The organism is Allobosea sp. (assembly GCF_017308015.1).
GTDB lineage: Bacteria > Pseudomonadota > Alphaproteobacteria > Rhizobiales > Beijerinckiaceae > Allobosea.
The window spans coordinates 75452-92398 of the sequence record NZ_JAFKFW010000014.1 but is presented as its reverse complement, the minus strand read 5'-3'; the positions used below and the strand labels follow the sequence as shown (position 1 = coordinate 92398).

Annotated in this window: 18 protein-coding genes; 3 read left to right on the top strand and 15 right to left on the bottom strand. The window is 66.5% G+C overall.

The window, feature by feature from the left end:
* Positions 1-82: 82 nt before the first annotated feature.
* Both J0I42_RS13320 and J0I42_RS13315 read left to right on the top strand, forming a co-directional pair.
* Positions 83-1057 carry a quinone oxidoreductase family protein gene (locus J0I42_RS13320; RefSeq protein WP_291655404.1) on the top strand — a complete coding sequence of 325 codons (975 nt, stop codon included), beginning with the start codon at positions 83-85 and terminating at the stop codon, positions 1055-1057.
* 132 nt (positions 1058-1189) lie between these two features.
* Entirely contained in the window at positions 1190-1519 is a 330-nt protein-coding gene (locus J0I42_RS13315; RefSeq protein WP_291655401.1) for a hypothetical protein, read from the top strand.
* Between the two features lie 12 nt (positions 1520-1531).
* Here J0I42_RS13315 and rimO read toward each other — a convergent pair whose 3' ends face one another.
* The 14 genes from rimO to J0I42_RS13245 all read right to left on the bottom strand — a co-directional run bounded on the left by rimO (position 1532) and on the right by J0I42_RS13245 (position 14227).
* Positions 1532-2851, bottom strand: a complete 1320-nt coding sequence (gene rimO, locus J0I42_RS13310) for a 30S ribosomal protein S12 methylthiotransferase RimO (protein ID WP_291655399.1) — start codon at positions 2849-2851, stop codon at positions 1532-1534.
* A 103-nt stretch (positions 2852-2954) separates the two neighbouring features.
* Entirely contained in the window at positions 2955-3821 is an 867-nt protein-coding gene (locus J0I42_RS13305; protein ID WP_291655397.1) for a sulfurtransferase, read from the bottom strand.
* A complete protein-coding gene (locus tag J0I42_RS13300) occupies positions 3818-4255 on the bottom strand; it encodes an OsmC family protein (protein ID WP_291655395.1) in 438 nt (145 codons plus the stop codon). The genes J0I42_RS13305 and J0I42_RS13300 overlap by 4 nt, the downstream gene beginning before the upstream one ends.
* Positions 4256-4382: 127 nt before the next feature.
* Complete coding sequence (locus tag J0I42_RS13295; RefSeq protein ID WP_291655393.1) at positions 4383-5429, bottom strand: sulfate/molybdate ABC transporter ATP-binding protein; 1047 nt, start codon at positions 5427-5429, stop codon at positions 4383-4385.
* 24 nt (positions 5430-5453) lie between these two features.
* Positions 5454-6344 (bottom strand): sulfate ABC transporter permease subunit CysW, encoded by an 891-nt coding sequence (cysW, locus tag J0I42_RS13290; protein ID WP_291655391.1) that lies wholly within the window; start codon positions 6342-6344, stop codon positions 5454-5456.
* Positions 6337-7233 (bottom strand): sulfate ABC transporter permease subunit CysT, encoded by an 897-nt coding sequence (gene cysT, locus J0I42_RS13285; RefSeq protein WP_291655389.1) that lies wholly within the window; start codon positions 7231-7233, stop codon positions 6337-6339. The genes cysW and cysT overlap by 8 nt, the downstream gene beginning before the upstream one ends.
* Positions 7234-7243: 10 nt before the next feature.
* Positions 7244-8284 carry a sulfate ABC transporter substrate-binding protein gene (locus tag J0I42_RS13280; protein WP_291655387.1) on the bottom strand — a complete coding sequence of 347 codons (1041 nt, stop codon included), beginning with the start codon at positions 8282-8284 and terminating at the stop codon, positions 7244-7246.
* Positions 8285-8473: 189 nt separating this feature from the next.
* The gene (cysG, locus tag J0I42_RS13275; protein ID WP_291655386.1) at positions 8474-9931 is read right to left on the bottom strand and encodes a siroheme synthase CysG; all 1458 of its coding nucleotides are present in this window, start codon (positions 9929-9931) and stop codon (positions 8474-8476) included.
* Entirely contained in the window at positions 9928-10179 is a 252-nt protein-coding gene (locus J0I42_RS13270; protein WP_291655384.1) for a hypothetical protein, read from the bottom strand. Before J0I42_RS13270 ends, cysG begins: the two co-directional genes overlap by 4 nt.
* A gap of 2 nt (positions 10180-10181) precedes the next feature.
* Positions 10182-10706: a DUF934 domain-containing protein gene (locus J0I42_RS13265; protein WP_291655382.1), complete on the bottom strand. Its 525-nt coding sequence runs from the start codon at positions 10704-10706 to the stop codon at positions 10182-10184.
* Entirely contained in the window at positions 10693-12363 is a 1671-nt protein-coding gene (locus J0I42_RS13260; protein WP_291655380.1) for a nitrite/sulfite reductase, read from the bottom strand. Before J0I42_RS13260 ends, J0I42_RS13265 begins: the two co-directional genes overlap by 14 nt.
* 2 nt (positions 12364-12365) lie before the next feature.
* Positions 12366-12722, bottom strand: coding sequence for a DUF2849 domain-containing protein (locus tag J0I42_RS13255; protein ID WP_291655378.1), 357 nt, complete (start codon positions 12720-12722; stop codon positions 12366-12368).
* Positions 12722-13036, bottom strand: a complete 315-nt coding sequence (locus tag J0I42_RS13250; protein ID WP_265059304.1) for a 2Fe-2S iron-sulfur cluster-binding protein — start codon at positions 13034-13036, stop codon at positions 12722-12724. Before J0I42_RS13250 ends, J0I42_RS13255 begins: the two co-directional genes overlap by 1 nt.
* A 216-nt stretch (positions 13037-13252) precedes the next feature.
* The gene (locus J0I42_RS13245) at positions 13253-14227 is read right to left on the bottom strand and encodes a Gfo/Idh/MocA family protein (RefSeq protein WP_291655372.1); all 975 of its coding nucleotides are present in this window, start codon (positions 14225-14227) and stop codon (positions 13253-13255) included.
* A 159-nt stretch (positions 14228-14386) separates the two neighbouring features.
* On the opposite strand from J0I42_RS13245, the gene J0I42_RS13240 reads away from it, so the two are divergent.
* Positions 14387-15502: an acyltransferase family protein gene (locus tag J0I42_RS13240; RefSeq protein ID WP_291655370.1), complete on the top strand. Its 1116-nt coding sequence runs from the start codon at positions 14387-14389 to the stop codon at positions 15500-15502.
* A 10-nt stretch (positions 15503-15512) separates the two neighbouring features.
* Here J0I42_RS13240 and J0I42_RS13235 read toward each other — a convergent pair whose 3' ends face one another.
* Positions 15513-16844, bottom strand: coding sequence for an O-antigen ligase family protein (locus tag J0I42_RS13235; protein WP_291655369.1), 1332 nt, complete (start codon positions 16842-16844; stop codon positions 15513-15515).
* Between the last annotated feature and the right edge of the window lie 103 nt (positions 16845-16947).

The following is a 16947-nucleotide window of genomic DNA, read 5'->3' as shown; positions in this document are numbered from 1 at the left end:
AGGGGCGTTCTGCGTCGGGCACGGATGCCTTTCTCGCCCGATGAATTATGGTCGAGGTATCCATCCGTAGGAGATGCCTTTCATGGTCAAAGCCATTCGCGCCCACAAGACCGGCGGCCCCGAAGTCCTGCAATTCGAGGACATCACCCTGCCGCAGCCGGGCCCCGGCGAAATCCTGATCCGCAACCGGGCGATCGGCCTGAATTTCATCGATACCTATTTCCGCTCCGGCCTTTATCCGGCGCCGCAGATGCCCTTCACGCTCGGCAACGAGAGCGCCGGCGACGTCCTCGCCGTCGGCCCGAACGTCACCGAGTTCAAGCCGGGCGATCGCGTCGCGGTCGTTGCCGGCCTCGGCGCCTATGCCGAGGAGCGCATCGTGCCGGCGGCTTCCGTCGTCGCGCTGCCGGAGGGCATTTCCTACGAGGCCGCGGCCAGCATGCTGCTGAAGGGATTGACGGCAGAATACCTGCTGCACCGGACCTACAAGGTGAAGCCGGGCGACACCATCCTGGTCCATGCCGCGGCTGGCGCGACCGGGCTCATCCTCTGCCAATGGGGCAAGGCGCTGGGCGCGACCGTGATCGGTACCGTCGGCTCCAGGGAGAAGGCGGAACTGGCCAAGGCGCATGGCGCCGACCATGTCATCAACTACCGCGAGGAGGATTTCGCGGCGCGGGTGAAGGAGATCACCGGAGGGGCGCTCTGCGACGTGGTCTATGACGGCGTCGGCAAGGACACCTTCATGAAGTCGCTGGACACGCTGAAGCCCTTCGGCCTGCTGGCGAGCTTCGGCAATGCCTCGGGCGCGGTGGAAGCCTTCAATCTCGGCATCCTCGCCGCCAAGGGCTCGCTCTATGTCACCCGCCCGACGCTCAACACCCACACGGCCAAGCGCGAGACCATGATCGCGATGGCGAAGAACCTGTTCGGGGCGGTGACGAGCGGCAAGGTCAAGGTACCCGTCAACGCGACCTTCCCGCTGAAGGATGCGGCCGACGCGCACCGGCTGCTGGAATCGCGAGGGACGACGGGCTCGACCGTTCTCATTCCCTGAGCCCATTGGGCGTCAATGCGATGCGCCCGGAGGTCCGGGCGCATTTTTTATGTGAAGTATGAACCCGGACACGGGGTGCCGCGACGAATCGGGGTCAGCGTATGCTGGCGACCATTCAGGACCCCGACGCTCATGTCGTCCAAGTTTCAGACCGCTGCTTTCCTCGTCGCCGTCATCGCCCTCTCGGGCGTCGCGCTGGCCCAGCAGGCAAAGGGGATCGGTGGATCGACCGCCACCCACACCGAAGCGATCCTGCAAGGCGCCGAGAAGGCCCGCGTGCGCGTCCCCGGCCCGGTGCGCCTGCGCTATGCCGAGAGCGGCTGCACGGCCGGCATCTGCAGCGAGCCGCCCCGGCAGGCGGAGCAGGCCGAGGCGGTGATGGCGAGCGATGCCTGCAGCAGCCTCGGCACGGCGCGCGACCGCAACGGTCGCGCCATCCGCCGGCTCTGCACCTTCAATTGAGAGGAGACAGGCTCAGACGGCGATGCCGTGCAGGTCGTAGGCGTCGGCGCGCTCGATCTTCACGGTGACGATGTCGCCGGCTCGCAGCGGCCGGCGGCTCGCGACATAGACGTTGCCGTCGATCTCGGGCGCATCCCATTTCGAGCGGCCCTTGGCCACGGTCGGCCCGGCCTCGTCGATGATGACCTGGATGCGCTTGCCGACGCGGCCCTTGACGATGCGGGCGGAAATCTCTGCCTGTGCCTTCATGAAGCGGTGCCAGCGGGCTTCCTTCACCTCTTCGGGGATGAGGTCGAGGCCCAGGTCGTTGGCCGGCGCGCCCTTCACCGGCTCGTATTTGAACGCACCGACGCGCTCCAGCTTGGCTTCCTTCAGCCAGTCGACGAGGATGTCCATGTCCTCTTCGGTCTCGCCGGGGAAGCCGACGATGAAGGTCGAGCGGATGGCGAGGTCCGGGCAGATGTCGCGCCATTTGCGGATGCGGTCGAGCGTGCGGTCCTGATGAGCCGGGCGCTTCATCGCCTTGAGGACGTTCGGCGAGGCGTGCTGGAACGGGATGTCGAGATAGGGCAGGACGACCCCTTCCTGCATCAGCGGGATCACCTCGTCGACATGCGGGTAGGGATAGACATAGTGCAGACGCACCCACATCCCCATCTGGCCGAGCTCGCGGGCGAGCTCGAAGAAGCGGGTGCGGATCTCGCGATCCTTGAACAGCGAGGGCGCGTACTTGATGTCGAGCCCGTAGGCGCTGGTGTCCTGCGAAATCACCAGCAGCTCCTTGACGCCGGCCTTGGCCAGCTTCTCGGCCTCGCGCAGCACGTCGCCGATCGGCCGCGAGACGAGATCGCCGCGCAGCTTCGGGATGATGCAGAAGGTGCAGCGATTGTTGCAGCCCTCTGAAATCTTGAGATAGGCGTAGTGCCGCGGCGTCAGCTTGATGCCCTGGTCGGGCACGAGATCGACGAAGGGGTCGTGCTTCGGCGGCACCGCCTGATGCACGGCCGAGACGACGCTCTCATAGGCCTGCGGGCCGGTGATCGCGAGCACGTTCGGGAAGACGTCGCGGATCTGCTCGGGCTCGGCGCCCATGCAGCCGGTGACGATGACCTTGCCGTTCTCGGCCATGGCCGAGCCGATCGCCTCCAGCGACTCCGCCTTGGCCGAGTCGAGGAAGCCGCAGGTGTTGACGATGACGAGGTCCGCCCCGGCATGGCTCTTGGAGAGCTCGTAGCCCTCGGAGCGCAGCGAGGTGATGATCCGTTCGGAATCGACGAGCGCCTTGGGGCAGCCCAGCGAAACGAAGGAGATTTTCGGCGCGACGGCGTTCATCGGCTGATGGCTTATGTCCAGAATGTCAGGAAGCGCCGCGCGCATGACACGCGATCGGCGCCTCCTTTGAACCTTTTCAACCTGATTTGCAATCGAAAGCGCTTCAGGCCGCCTTGCCGGTCGCGACGGGGCGGTCGGGGTCCTGCGTCCAGTCGGTCATCGAGCCATCATAGAGCGCTACCTCGTCGCGTCCGAGAATCTCCGACAGCACGAACCAGTTCGCCGCCGCCGAATGGCCCGTATTGCAGTAGGAGACGACCGGCCCCTGCGGTACCACCGCATAGAGCTGCGCCAGCTCTCCGGCGACCTTGAGCTTGCCGCTGCCGGGTTCGAAGGCGCCGGCATAGTCGCGCTGGATCGCGCCGGGGATATGGCCGGCGCGCGCAGCCTCGGCGGATTTCTCGCGGCCCTCGAAATAGCTGGGGCCACGCGCATCGACGAGGCTCGCCTGCTTGCTGCGCGAAGCGACGAGGGTTGAATCCGCCGTGCTGCGTAGAGCCTGCTGTGCCACCACCGGGTAGGCGGCTGCGCTTTTCGGTGTGGAGGCACCAGTCTTCACCGGCCGATGCGGATCGGCCGTCCAGGCCTTGAAGCCGCCATCGAGGATCGCCTGCTGGCCGTGGCCGATGAATTTCAGCGTCCAGTAGACCCGCGCCGCCGCGGCGAAATCGGTCGCGGCCGTGCCGGCGGGAACAATGACGACATCGTCATGCGGCTTGATGCCGAGCCGGCCGGCGAGCGCAGCGAGGTGGTCGAGCGGCGGCAGCATGCCCGGCGCATTGCCGATCCTGGCCCGCCAGCCATCGGCGGCATAATCGGAATGCACGGCTCCGGGGACATGCCCGGCTTCGAAAGCCTCTCGCGAGCCGTCGGCAGCGGTGCGGATATCGATGATGACGAGGTTCTCGTCGCCCAGCCGCGCGGCGAGCGCGTCCGGCGTGATCAATCCGGCGAATTCGGCCCGGCTCATTCAGCGGCTTCCTTGTGCAATTCGTCGATGACTTCGAGGCTGTAGCTCATCTCCGCGGTCGCCCCGAGCATGATCGAAGCCGAACAGTATTTTTCCTTCGACAATGTGACGGCCCGCTCCGCCTTGGCCTGGGACAGACCCTTGCCGGTGATCCGGTAAGCGAGGTGGATCTTCGTGAAGACCTTGGGATCGGTCGTGGCACGCTCGGCCTCGACATCGACCTCGCAGCCGGTGACATTCTCGCGGCCCTTCTTCAGCATGCTGACGACGTCGAAGCCGGTGCAGCCGGCGAGACCGAGCAGGAGCATTTCCATCGGGCGGACGCCGAGATTGCGCCCGCCATATTCCGGCGCGCCGTCCATGATCATGGCATGCCCGCTGCCGGCCTCGCCCATGAAGGCCATGCCATCAACCCATTTCGCGCGTGCTTTCATGGCGGTCTCCTATCCGGATCGAGGACCGGCTGCCGAGATGACTGCCGGATTCGCCGGGGAGGCTATGGCATCGGGCCGGAAAGGGGAATCCGGTTTTCGCTGCCGCCCGATGCGCGAAATTGCAGGATCAGGCAGCGGCGAACAGGTTGCCATGGGCGATGCGGAGCCTGATCCGCTCGCCGATGGCCGGGGCGACTTGGCTGGCGAGATCGACTTCCAGCCGCTTCTTCAACCCCTCGACGGCGACCTCCGCCCGGCGGATCGGCCCGTTCCGGCGCAGATGCTCGACCGTGCCGGGCAAGGCGAGGGGCGTCTCGTCGACGATGCGCAGATGCTGTGGGCGGACGTAGAGCGAGGCCGGGCCGCCCTGGTTCTGCGACAATCCGCCCAGCACCGGCCGGTCGCCGAAGAAGGCCTGGCTGCCGACGACCTTGACCGGCAGCTTGTTCACCTCGCCCAGGAACTCGCAGATGAAGGGCGTCGCGGGGTGATCGTAGACATCGTCGGCCGAACCGACCTGCTCGATCCGTCCTTCGTTGAGGATCGCGACCCGGTCGGCCAGCTCCAATGCTTCTTCCTGATCGTGGGTGACGAAGACCGTGGTGTGGCCGGTGCGCCCATGCAGTTCGCGCAGCCAGGCGCGCAGATCCTTGCGGACCTTGGCGTCGAGCGCGCCGAAGGGTTCGTCGAGCAGCAGCACGCGCGGCTCGATAGCGAGCGCACGGGCGAGCGCGACGCGCTGGCGCTGGCCGCCGGAAAGCTGGCTCGGATAGCGCTTCTCCAGCCCCGGCAATTGAACGAGGTCGAGCAAGTCGCCGACACGCTTGCGGATTTCGTCTCTGCCCGGGCGTTCGTGGCGCGGCCGGGACTTTAGGCCGAAGCCGATATTCTCGGCGACATTCATCGTCTTGAACAATGCATATTGCTGGAAGACGAAGCCGATTCGGCGGTCGCGCAGCGAAAGGTTGCGCGTATCGGTCTCGCCGAACAGGACACGGCCGCAATCGGCCTCTTCCAGCCCGGCGATCAGGCGCAGCAGCGTGGTCTTGCCCGAGCCCGAAGGGCCGAGCAGCGCGACCAGCTCCCCCGGCTGGATATCGAGCGAGACGCCGCGCAACGCCGGGAAATTATCGAAGCGTTTCTCGATGGTCTCGATGGTGACGGCGACCGACATGGCCCGGCTCCTTGGTTCGCAGGGTCAGTGGCGCCGGCTCGCGGCGATCGCATCGCCGTAGCGCCATTCCAGCAGGGTTTTGAGCACGAGAGTAACCAGGGCGAGCCCGGCCAGCAGCGAGGCCACAGCGAAGGCGGCCGCGCCCATATACTCGTTGTAGAGGATCTCGATATGCAGCGGCATCGTGTTGGTGAGGCCGCGGATCTTGCCCGAGACCACAGCGACGGCCCCGAACTCGCCCATCGCGCGGGCATTGCAGAGCAGCACGCCGTAGAACAGGCTCCACTTCACGTTCGGCAGCGTCACGCAGAAGAATACCCGCCAGGGCGAGGCGCCGAGCGTCAGCGCCGCCTCGTCGTCGGATGATCCCAGCGACTGCATATGCGGGATCAATTCACGCGCCACGAAGGGGAAGGTGACGAAGACGGTCGCGAGGATCAGGCCCGGCAGGGCGAAGACGATCTTCAGGTCGTTGGCTTGCAGCCATGGCCCGAAATAGCCCTGTGCACCGAAGAGCAGCACGAAGACGAGGCCCGAGATCACCGGCGAGACCGAGAAGGGCAGGTCGATCAGGCTGATCAGCAGGTTCTTGCCCCGGAATTCGAACTTGGCGACAGCCCAGGCGGCAGCGATGCCGACGACGATGTTGAAAGGCACGGCGATGGCCGCGACCAGCAGGGTCAAGCGGATCGCCGCCAGCGCGTCGGGTTCGGTGATCGCGGCGCGATAAGCCTCCCAGCCCTTGGCGGCGGCCTCGATGAAGACCGTGACCAATGGCAGCAGCAGGAAGAGCAGCAGGAAGGCGAGCGAGACCGCGATCAGCACGACCTGCACGGCGGGGCTTTCGCCGCGCGCCCTGCTGGGGCTGCGTGCCGGCGTGGCTGTGACAGCGGAGGGCAGGATTGCGTCAGACATCGCCGAACCTCCGGCGGGCCCGGGCCTGGATCAGGTTGCCGGCGAGGATCAGCGTAAACGAGATCAGCAGCATCATCGTGGCGACCACAGCCGCGCCGGCATAGTCGAACTGCTCCAGCCGGATCACGATCAGGAGGGGTGCGATCTCCGAGACCATCGGCACGTTGCCGGCGATGAAGATGACCGAGCCATATTCCCCGACGGCCCGCGCGAAGGCGAGCACGAAGCCGGTCATCAGGGCCGGCAGGACCGGGGGCAGGATCACCCGGAAGATCGTCCGGGCGCGGCTGGCGCCGAGCAGGGCGGCAGCCTCCTCGACATCGCTTTGCAGCTCTTCCAGCACGGGCTGGACGGTGCGCACGACGAAGGGCAGGCCGATGAAGATCAGCGCCACCATCACGCCGAGCGGGGTATAGGCGACCTTGCCGTCGAAGCCGAAGGAGAGACCGGTGAAGGGGATGGTCAGCTTGAAGGCGAGCGGCGCGAGCAGCGAGCCGACCCAGCCATTCGGCGCATAGATCGCGGCGAGCGAGATGCCGGCGACGGCCGTCGGCAGGGCGAAGGGCAGGTCGACGGCGGCATCGATCAGGCGCCGGCCGGGAAAATCGTAGCGCACCAGCACCCAGGCCAGGATCAGCCCGAACACGGCATTGACCAGAGCGGCGAACAAGGCGGCCGAGAAGGAGAGCTTCAGCGCGGCGAGTGTCCGCGGCGAGGTCGCCACCGCCCAGATATCGGCGGGGCCGGCGCTGGCGGCCTTGAGGAACAGGGCAGCCAGCGGGATCAATACGATCAGCGACAACGCCGTCACGGTGATGCCGAGCGCCAGCCCGAAGCCGGGCAGAATGCTCGGCTCGCGCCAGCGGAAGGTCGTCGTCGCCGCCGTCATGGACAGATCCTCAGCGTGCCGGCTTGTAGAGCTGGTCGAAGGTGCCGCCATCGCCGAAATGGGTCGGCTGTGCCTTCTTCCAGCTGCCGAAGACGTCGTCGATCGTCACCAGCTCGACTTTCGGGAAATTGGCGATGTCCTTGGCGTCGGCCGCTTCCGGATTGCGCGGGCGGTAGAAGTTCTTGGCGATGATCGCCTGTCCCTTCGGGGTGTAGAGGAATTCGAGATAGGCCTGCGCCTGCTCGCGGGTCTTCTTGGCGTCGACATTGCCGTCGACCAGAGCGACCGGCGGTTCGGCCAGGATCGACAGGCTCGGGACGACGATGTCGAACTTGTCGGCGCCGAATTCCTTGAGTGCAAGGAAGGCCTCGTTCTCCCAGGACAGGAAGACGTCGCCGATGCCACGCTGGGTGAAGGTTGTGGTCGCGCCGCGCGCGCCGGTGTCGAGGACCGGGACGTTGGCGAGGAGCTTGGCGATATAGTCGCGCACCTTCCCCTCGTCCTTGTTGAAGGCCTTCTCGGCATAGGCCCAGGCCGCGAGATAGTTCCAGCGCGCCCCGCCGGAGGTCTTGGGGTTAGGCGTGATGATCTGGACGCCCGGCTTCACCAGGTCGCCCCAGTCCTTGATCGCCTTTGGGTTGCCCTTGCGGACGAGGAAGACGATCGTCGAGGTATAGGGCGAGGAATTGTGCGGCAGGCGCTTCTGCCAGTCGAGCGGCAGCTTCTTCGAGCGCTCGGCGACGGCGTCGATGTCGCCGGCCAGAGCCAGCGTCACGACATCGGCATTGAGCCCGTCGATCACCGTGCGGGCCTGCGCGCCGGAGCCGCCATGCGACTGGCGGATCGTCGCGATCTTCTTGTCCGGGTGCTTGGCGTTCCATTCGGCGATGAAGGCCGCGTTGATCTCGCGATAGAGCTCGCGGGTCGGGTCATAGGAGACGTTGAGGAGCTCGGTCTGGGCGCGCGCCCCGGCGACCACGCCGAAGCAGAGCGTGAAGGCTCCCAGAACCAGCCCGGCCCGGAGAAGGCGGCTGTAAACGGGTCGCGTCATGTCAGGGCTCCGTTGCGTTCACGGCGAAGCGCGAAGCCTCGATCCGTTCTGAATAACAAACGAAACGTACTGAATTATCGGCTTTGCCTCAATGACTTGGCGCAAACAGCGCCTTCCAAATTGCGGCACCGGAGGAGAAAACGCATCTCCGGTGATCGCGTTCCACCCGGCGACCAAGCCGGGCCGTTGTCAGGCCGTGCGGCGATCTTCCGCCGGATTCGCGGCGGACAGGGCCGGGCCGAAGGCATGGCCGAGCAGGACGAGCACCGGCCCGTTCGCCGGCAACTCGCCGAGCCGTTCCGGCAAGTCGGCGATCGTCGCCGCGACGCGCTGCTCGTCCGGCCGCGTTGCGGCGAGCACGGCGACGGCCGGAGTCTGCGGGTCGAGCCCCGCGGCAATGGCACGCTCGCGGAAGCCGGGCAGGGTGGCGCGCGCCATGTAGATCACGGTCGAGGCGGCGGGATCAGCCATGGCGCGCCAGTCGAGATCCTCGGGCAATTCGCCCTTGCGCGAATGGCCAGTGACGAATTGCAGGCGCCTTGCATGGTCGCGATGGGTCAGCGACAGGCCGAGCGAGGCCGCAGCCCCCTGTGCGGCCGAGATGCCCGGCACGAGCGCGACCGGAATACCGGCCGCCTGGCAGGCCTCGATCTCTTCGCCGGCGCGGCCGAAAATGCCGGGATCGCCGCCCTTGAGGCGCACGACATGCTTGCCCTGCGACGCCAGCGAGACGATCAGCGCGTTGATGTCGCCCTGCTTCACCGAGGGCCCATAGCCGGTCTTGCCGACCAGCATGCGCTTGGCCTCGCGCCGCGCCAGTTCGAGCACGCCGGGCGAGACGAGATCGTCATAGAGGATGATGTCGGCGCTCTGCAGGGCGCGGATCGCCTTCAGCGTCAGCAGTTCCGGGTCGCCCGGGCCGGCGCCGACCAGCGTGACGCGGCCCTTGCCGTCATGAGCGGCCTCGATCCGGGAGAGCTTGGCGAAAAGCTCGGCCTCGTCATCGAGGTTCGGAACGCGCTCCGGCTCGGCCATCGCCTTGCCCGCGAAAAGCTCCCAGAAGGCGCGCCTGAGCGCGAAGGGTAGTTCGCGGGCCTGCACGGCGGGGCGCCAGTCGGCGGCGGCCTGCGCCCAGTTCTTCAGCCCGGGCGGCAGCAGCGCCTCGATCTTGGTGCGGATCGCCTGACCGAAGACGGGCGCTGCGCCATCGGTCGAGACGGCGACGATCAGCGGCGAGCGGTTGACCAGCGCGCCGAAGGCGAAATCGCAGTATTCGGGCTTGTCGACGATATTGACCGGCACGCCGGCCTGCCGCGCCGCCGCGACGAAGGCACGGACCGCTTCGGCATCGTCGAGATCGGCGACGGCGATCGCCGCGTCGGTAAGGTCATCGGCCTGCCAGGCCCGGCCATGCAGATGAACACGGCCGCCGACCTCGCTCTGCACCAATCCTGCGAACAGCGCCGCCTCGCCAGAGGCATAGACGTGCAGATCGGCCCCGGTCGCCGCCAGCAGCTCCGCCTTCCACAGCGCACCCTCGGTTCCGCCGGCGAGCACGACCTTGCGCCCATCCAGCTTGTGGAAGAGCGGCAGCGTCGCCAGCGGCTCGATGCGGGCCGCGGTGGATTCGGGCTGTCTGTCGGTCATCGGGTCGTCGCTACGGCCTTCTCGTCTGCCGCATGGTGCCCACCGCCGGCAGGCGGCATCAGCAGCCACAGCGCGGCCAGTGCCAGAATGATAAGGCGAAAGCAAAGATCGAACCAGCGCCCGCGTGCCTCGCTCGCGGATTGGAGCGGCGACATCGTCTCGAACGCGGCATCCGTGCCGTCCCCGTCAATGGCCGTGACGATGGGAGCACGCTCGATGGAACCATGCGTCGCTGTCGAGATCGCCATGCTCACTCCGCTGCGTTGAGGGCCGCGGCTCTCGCCGCCCGGCGTTGGTCGAGGACGTTGCGGCCGCTCTCGCCATAGCCGCGCTGATAGGTGGCGCTGAACGAGTCCTTGGCGTTCAGCCATTGCGGCACCGGCTGGCGGGCCGCGCTCGCTTCCGGCAGTTCGATCGTGTCGAAGCCGCAGGAGAGGGCATAGGCGAACTGGTCGGCGATCAGCGGGCCGCTGGCGCGGATTTCGCCCGCGAAGCCCGCGCGCCGAATCTGCCGGGCGAGACTGAAGCCGCGCCCGTCCCCGTAGGCCGGAAAGGCGATGGCTACGAGCGCCAATCGCGGCAGGAAAGGGGCGAGTTCGGCGAAGGAGATGTTGTTGGGGATCAGCACGCCGATCACCTGCTCGGGCTCCTGCGTATCGAGCGCCTCGACGAGCACCTCCCAGGGCACGAGCGCGGCCGGGATATTGCCGATCGCAGCGCCTTCGCTACGGGTCCAGCGGTCCTCGCGGTGTCCGTTCCGGTCAAGCAGCGGCACGGGCAGTCTCCTGGAAGGCGGCCTTGAAGGGCGCGAGGCCAATACGACGGACATTGTCGATGAAGCTTTCGCCCTCGCTGCGGGCGGCGAGATAGACGGAGACGATCCGCTCGATCGCGTCCGGCACCTCTTCAGCCGCGAGGCCCGGCCCGAGGATTTCGCCGATCGCGGCATTCTCGGTGTCGTCGCCGCCGAGCGTGATCTGGTAGGATTCGATGCCGCGCTTCTCCAGGCCGAGAATGCCGATATGGCCGACATGGTGGTGGCCGCAGGCATTGATGCAGCCGGAGATCTTGATGCCGAGCGGCCCGATTTCGCGCTGGCGCGCCTCGTCCGCGAAACGGCTCTGGATCGCCTGCGCGATCGGGATCGAGCGCGCCGTCGCAAGCGCGCAATAATCGAGGCCGGGGCAGGAGATGATGTCGGTGACGAGCCCGACATTGGCGCTCGCCAGCCCGGCTTCGCCGAGCTGATGCCAGATCGCGAAGAGATCGCGCTGGCGCACATGCGGCAGCACGAGGTTCTGCGCATGGGTGACGCGCAATTCGTCGAAGGAATAGCGCTCGGCCAGATCGGCGACGAGGCGCATTTGCTCGCTGGTTGCGTCGCCCGGCGCCTGGCCGATCGGCTTCAGCGAGATCGTCAGCGCCGCATATCCCGGCACCTTATGCGGCGCGGTGTTGACCTCGACCCAGCGGGCGAAGGCCGGGTTCGCGGCCTTCGCGGCTTCCAGCGTGTTGCTGACGGCCGGCAGCGTCTCGTAGCGCGGCGGCGCGAAATAGGCGGCGATCCGCGCGGCCTCTTCCGGATCGGCATTGATCGAGGGGCCGTCGAGCAGGGCGAACTCGGCCTCGACGCGGCGGGTGAATTCCTCGGCGCCGATCTCGTGGACGAGGATCTTGACGCGCGCCTTGTACTTGTTGTCGCGCCGGCCCTCGAGATTATAGACCCGCATGATCGCCTCGAGATAGGCGAGCAGGTCCTTCTTCGGCAGGTAGTCGCGCACGACCTTGCCGATCATCGGCGTGCGGCCGAGCCCGCCGCCGACGCTGATCTCGTAGCAGGTCTCATGGGTGTCGGGATGGCGGCGCAGGCGTAAGCCGATATCGTGCGCCTTGATAACGGCGCGGTCGGCTTCGGCGCCGGTCACCGCGATCTTGAACTTGCGCGGCAGGTAGCTGAACTCGGGATGGGCCGAGGACCACTGCCGGATCAGTTCGGCGGTCGGGCGCGGATCCTCGATCTCGTCCTGCGCGACGCCGGCGAAATGGTCGGCCGTGACGTTGCGGATGCAATTGCCGGAGGTCTGGATGCAATGCATCTCGACATCGGCGAGCAGGCCGAGGATGGCGGGCACGTCGCGCAGCTTCGGCCAGTTGAACTGCAGGTTCTGGCGCGTGGTGAAATGGCCGTAGCCGCGGTCATAGCGTTCGCCGATCAGGGCGAGCTGGCGCAGTTGCCGCGAGTTCAGCGTGCCATAGGGCACGGCGATGCGCAGCATATAGGCGTGGAGCTGGAGATAGACGCCGTTCTTGAGCCGGAGCGGCTTGAACTCGTCCTCGGTCAGCGAGCCGTCGAGCCGGCGTGCCACCTGATCGGTGAACTGGGCCACCCGCTCCCGGACGAAACGCTCGTCGAATTCATCGTAACGATACATGGTCAGCCCTTCGGCGCGGAGGCGATTCCTTCACCGGCCTGCTTGCCGAGATCGGGACGATTGCTGGGGCCGAGCGTCTTGAAGCGCTCGCGGAAATGGCGCGGCACGGGGCTGCCGCTCTCGATGGCGATATCGACGAGATAGGCGTCGACCACCTTGTTGCCGCGCAGTTCGGCGGCAGCGAAGCCTTCGAGCTGCTCTGCCGCTGCGTCGTCATTTGCGACGAGGGCGAGCGCGGGGTCGCGCGTCCAGGCCAGCGGGCCGGCGGCGTCGGCCGAGGCGAAGACGACATCGCCGTCGAGCAGGTCGTTGGCGAGGAGGATCGCCGGCAGGGGAACGCGTTTCGCTTGGGCGGCCATCACGCGGCCTCCGCCAGCGTCAGCGTCAGCCCGTCGAGATCGTCGGCCCAGATGATCTGGCAGGACAGGCGGGAGGTCGCTTCGATCAACGGCAGCTCGTCGAGCGCATCGATCTCTTCGTCGCGTGGCTCAGGCAGGCGTTCGGCCCATTCCTGTGCGACGATGACATGGCAGGTGCCGCAATCGCAGGAACCGCCGCAGACGCCCTCGATGCCGACCTTGTAGTCGCGCAGGATTTCCATGACCCGCCAGCCCTCTACGGCTTCGAGTTCATGGCTCCGGCCCTGTCGATCGATGACGTTGAGAACTGCCACGATAACGCCCATCCCCGTTCGGTCTTTCGAACAGAGGTTTTACGCGATGGGCGGGGTGTGGCTCAATTCACATCAGGTAGTCGGTTTTTTTGAATTATCTCGGCAGCAGAGTGAAATTATCTCAGGGAGCGGTTTTTCGGGCGATATGCCGCAAATTTGTGCCATCCGGGCAGCTTCCGCGTCGATTGAGGAGAGCTGCCCGGACCGAACTGCGCCTCAGGCGCTTTTCAGAATCGTCTCGACGATGTCCTGCACATCGAACGCTTCGCGCAGCGTCGCGAGATGATGCGGTTCGCCGCGGGTGAGCTTCGTCACACCTTCTAGCTGGCGCCGCAGCGCCAGAGGGCGCGCCTCGTTCTGGGAGAGCGCTTCCGGATCGGCCTCCCAGCTTCCATCGGGCAGGCGACGTTCGGCGCGCGACCAGTCGCAGAGCCGGACCGCGCCTTTGTCGCCTTCCAGCGTCCAGACGTTATGGTCATCCTTTGCCGTGGTGCCGACGCTGCCAGCCACGCTGACGGGCAGGCTGCCTGCGGTCAGCGTCGCCTCGATCCGGCGCTCGCTCTTGCCGGCTTCGGGATAGACAGCCCTCGCCGAAAGGCCAGCGAAAGAACCGGCAACGCGGCGGGTCAGGAACAGGAAATGGGAGACGACCTCGCGGGTGAAGCCGCCCTGCGCCGTGCGGTCGAGCCAGCCGGCCGCATCGACCTGCCAGGAGCGCGGCCAGTTCGCGAAGGCGACCTCGATCGTGACGCGTTGCGGCGTGCCCACCGCCCCGGACGCAATCCATTCCTGTAAGCGCGCGACGGCGGGCGAAGAGGCGAAGGGAAAGTTCACCGCGCCGCGATCGCCGGCCTCGGCGACGAAAGCGCGGGCATCCTCGACATCGACCGCCAGCGGCTTCTCGCAGAACACGGCCTTGCCGGCAGCGAGCGCCGCGCGCGCATGGCCGAGATGGGAGGAGGGCGGCGAAGCGATATAGACGCAGTCGCTCGCCGCGATCAGAGTGGCAGCATCCGGTTGATGCGCCACCGAGGGCAGTGCAGCGCCGATCCGGGCCATCGCATCAGTGGACGGATCCCAGATGCCGGAGACATGAAGCGCCGTCGCGGGCTGGTCGAGCGCAGCGCGCAGCATGCGCTCGCCCATGATGCCGGCGCCGATGAGGCCAAGGGAAATCGGTGGTGCGCTCATAGGTGTCTCGCTCGTCAGAAGCCGGGCCGATTGCGATGGCCCTTTCGAACATCCGGTCAGCCTCGGGTTAAGATTAACTGCCGGCATTTATTGAAAGCGGCTCGGCCACCGGTCCATATCGTCGCCTGAGTATGATGCGGTCGCGCATCCAGGTGAAGCATGATCCGGCACTACCGTTCCCTTCCAAGCGCTGCCGATATCCTGAACCGGAACGGCGGAGAAGGCCCCGGCTTCAATGCGCTGCGGCTGATCCTGTCGCTGACCATTCTGGCGGTGCATTCCGGCTGGGTCGCAGGCGCCGACACGAGCCGCGACTGGGAAGGGTTGCACGGCATTTTCCTGATGAGCCTGGTACCGGCCTTCTTCGCGCTGAGCGGATTCCTGGTCACCGGCAGCGCCCTGCGGACCGACGCGGTGCGGCCTTTCATCACCCTGCGCGCCATCCGCATCGTGCCGGCGCTCTTCGTCGAGATCACCCTGTCGGCGCTGGTTCTCGGTCCGCTGCTGACGACCTGGCTGCTGCGCGACTATGTCGCTGATATCCGCTTCTGGGAATATTTCGGCAATATCGTCGGCCGCATCCGCTTCGAACTGCCGGGCGTTTTCGAGAGCAATCCCGTCGCGGGCGTAGTCAATCAGAACCTCTGGACGCTGAAGCCGGAATTCTACTGCTACATCCTGATGGCGATCATGATCGCGGTCGGCGTCCTGCATCGGCGGCGGCTCTTCGCCGCTCTGACGCTGACGGTGACCCTCGGCGCCACCGTGGCTGCGTTCAACATGGGCTTCGGCGTCACCAGCGGCAACTATCACTGGACAGTCGTGGTCTTCTATTTCCTCGTCGGCTGCCTGTATTTCCAGTGGCGCGAGCACGTGAAGATGCATTGGCTGCTCTTTATCGCCGCGCTCCTGGCCTCGGTCGCCCTGATGGCCGCGCCACGCGAATACGCCTTCTTCGTGCCGCCTTTCCTGACCTATTGCGTGGTCTATGTCGGCCTGCTGCCGTTGCATCTGCCGGCGCGGATCCGGAAGCTCGATGTCTCCTATGGCATCTATCTCTACGGCTTCCCGATCCAGCAGGCGATCGTCGGCCAGGCCGATTTCGTTCATGGCAACGGGCCGCTGCTCTTCGCCGTCTCGGCGCCGCTCGTCATCCTCTTTGCGTTGTTGTCCTGGATCTGGATCGAGAAGCCGTTCCTTGCGGTGAAGCCCTACGTGCTGGGCCAGAAGCAATGGCGCAAGGGCAAGGCGGGGGCGCTCGCGCCTGCCGAATGAGCCCTGGTCGTCAGGGGGCCTTCGTCCGCATCCGTGCGGCGAGGCTGAGCCCCAACACCGCCATGGCGAACAGCACCCAGAGCGGATCGGCACGGTTGAGCGGGAAGGTCTCGAGCATCCCGACATAGGTCATCAGGATCAGGATCATGGCGAAGAGGTCGACGAGATTGCGGTTCTCCGGAATCCGCCGGCTGCGGATGTAGTCGAAGAGCGGCTGGCCCATCAGCAGCCAGATCGCCAGCACGGCACCGGGGACGCCGAAGGTCAGCGCGGCGTCGAGATAGCTGTTATGGCCGGAGCCGATCCCGCGGATATCCCAGCTCGCCTCGTAGTTCTCCTCGAAGCCGGTGACGGCCGGCGTCTGCCAGAAGCTGGCATAGCCATAGCCGAACCACGGCCGCTCGGAGATGCGCTGCAGGGCGAATTTCCAGATCTCGTCGCGTCCGGTGAAGGTCGGGTCCGCGATCACCGCCTTGAGCATGGCGTTGAGCTCAGGCGACATCACCGAGCCGACGGTCAGCGCCGCGATCAGCGCGACGAGCACGACATGAGCCAGAACCGCGAGCCCTGGCCGCCCGGTGATGCGCGCCAGCGTGACCACGCCGATCGCGAGCGGCAGGAAGCCCATCGTGGTCTTCGAGCCGCTGTTGAGCACGAAGAGGACGCCGAGGGCGATGACCAGCCCGCCGCGCCAGCGCAGGCCGCTGCGCCAGCCATAGATCCCGATCATCGCCACGATCGAGAAGACCGGGGCAGCGAAGTTCTTGTGCGCGAGATGCCCAAGCCAGTCGCCGGCATGGACGCCTTCGGCGCCTTCCGCGCCGTGGACGACCAGATGCGGCGCCAGCACCAGCATGGCGTAGACCAGCAGCAGCAGCGCGAGGCAGGCATTGACCGCCGCAGTGGCGAAGCCGTGCTCGTCGCGCGGCAGGACGAGCACGCCGGCAACGACGATCATCACGATCGCGGTGAGAAGCAGGCCGCGCCACGAAGCCGTCGGGTCGAGCGATTGTGCGATCGAGATTGCGGCGATGCCGAAGATGACGGCCCAGCGGCCGAAGCCCAGCCGCGCCAGCACATCGCGTTGAGCCAGGCCCAGCATCGCCACGAGGAAGACGAGGCCGAGACCGAACCAGCCGACCTGGTTCACGATGTTGCCGGTCGATTCGCCCGGAGCCGTCTGCTGCGGGACACCGGCAAAGGGCTGCAGCGACAGCATCAGGACGAACAGCCCGCACCCGGAGAGGATGCTGCCGAGCGAGCCCGCATGGCCGGCGCCTTCCGCGCGGAAGGCCGCTGCGGATCGGTGGTCGTCGCTGATCGTCGAGCCGCTCTCGCTCATGAACCTGACACGGTCGTCCGCAATCGGCCCGGCAAGGACAGACACGGGCTCGCGACAGCATAGGTTCGGAATCTTAAGGCGGCCTGACCGCCTTCCCATCGAC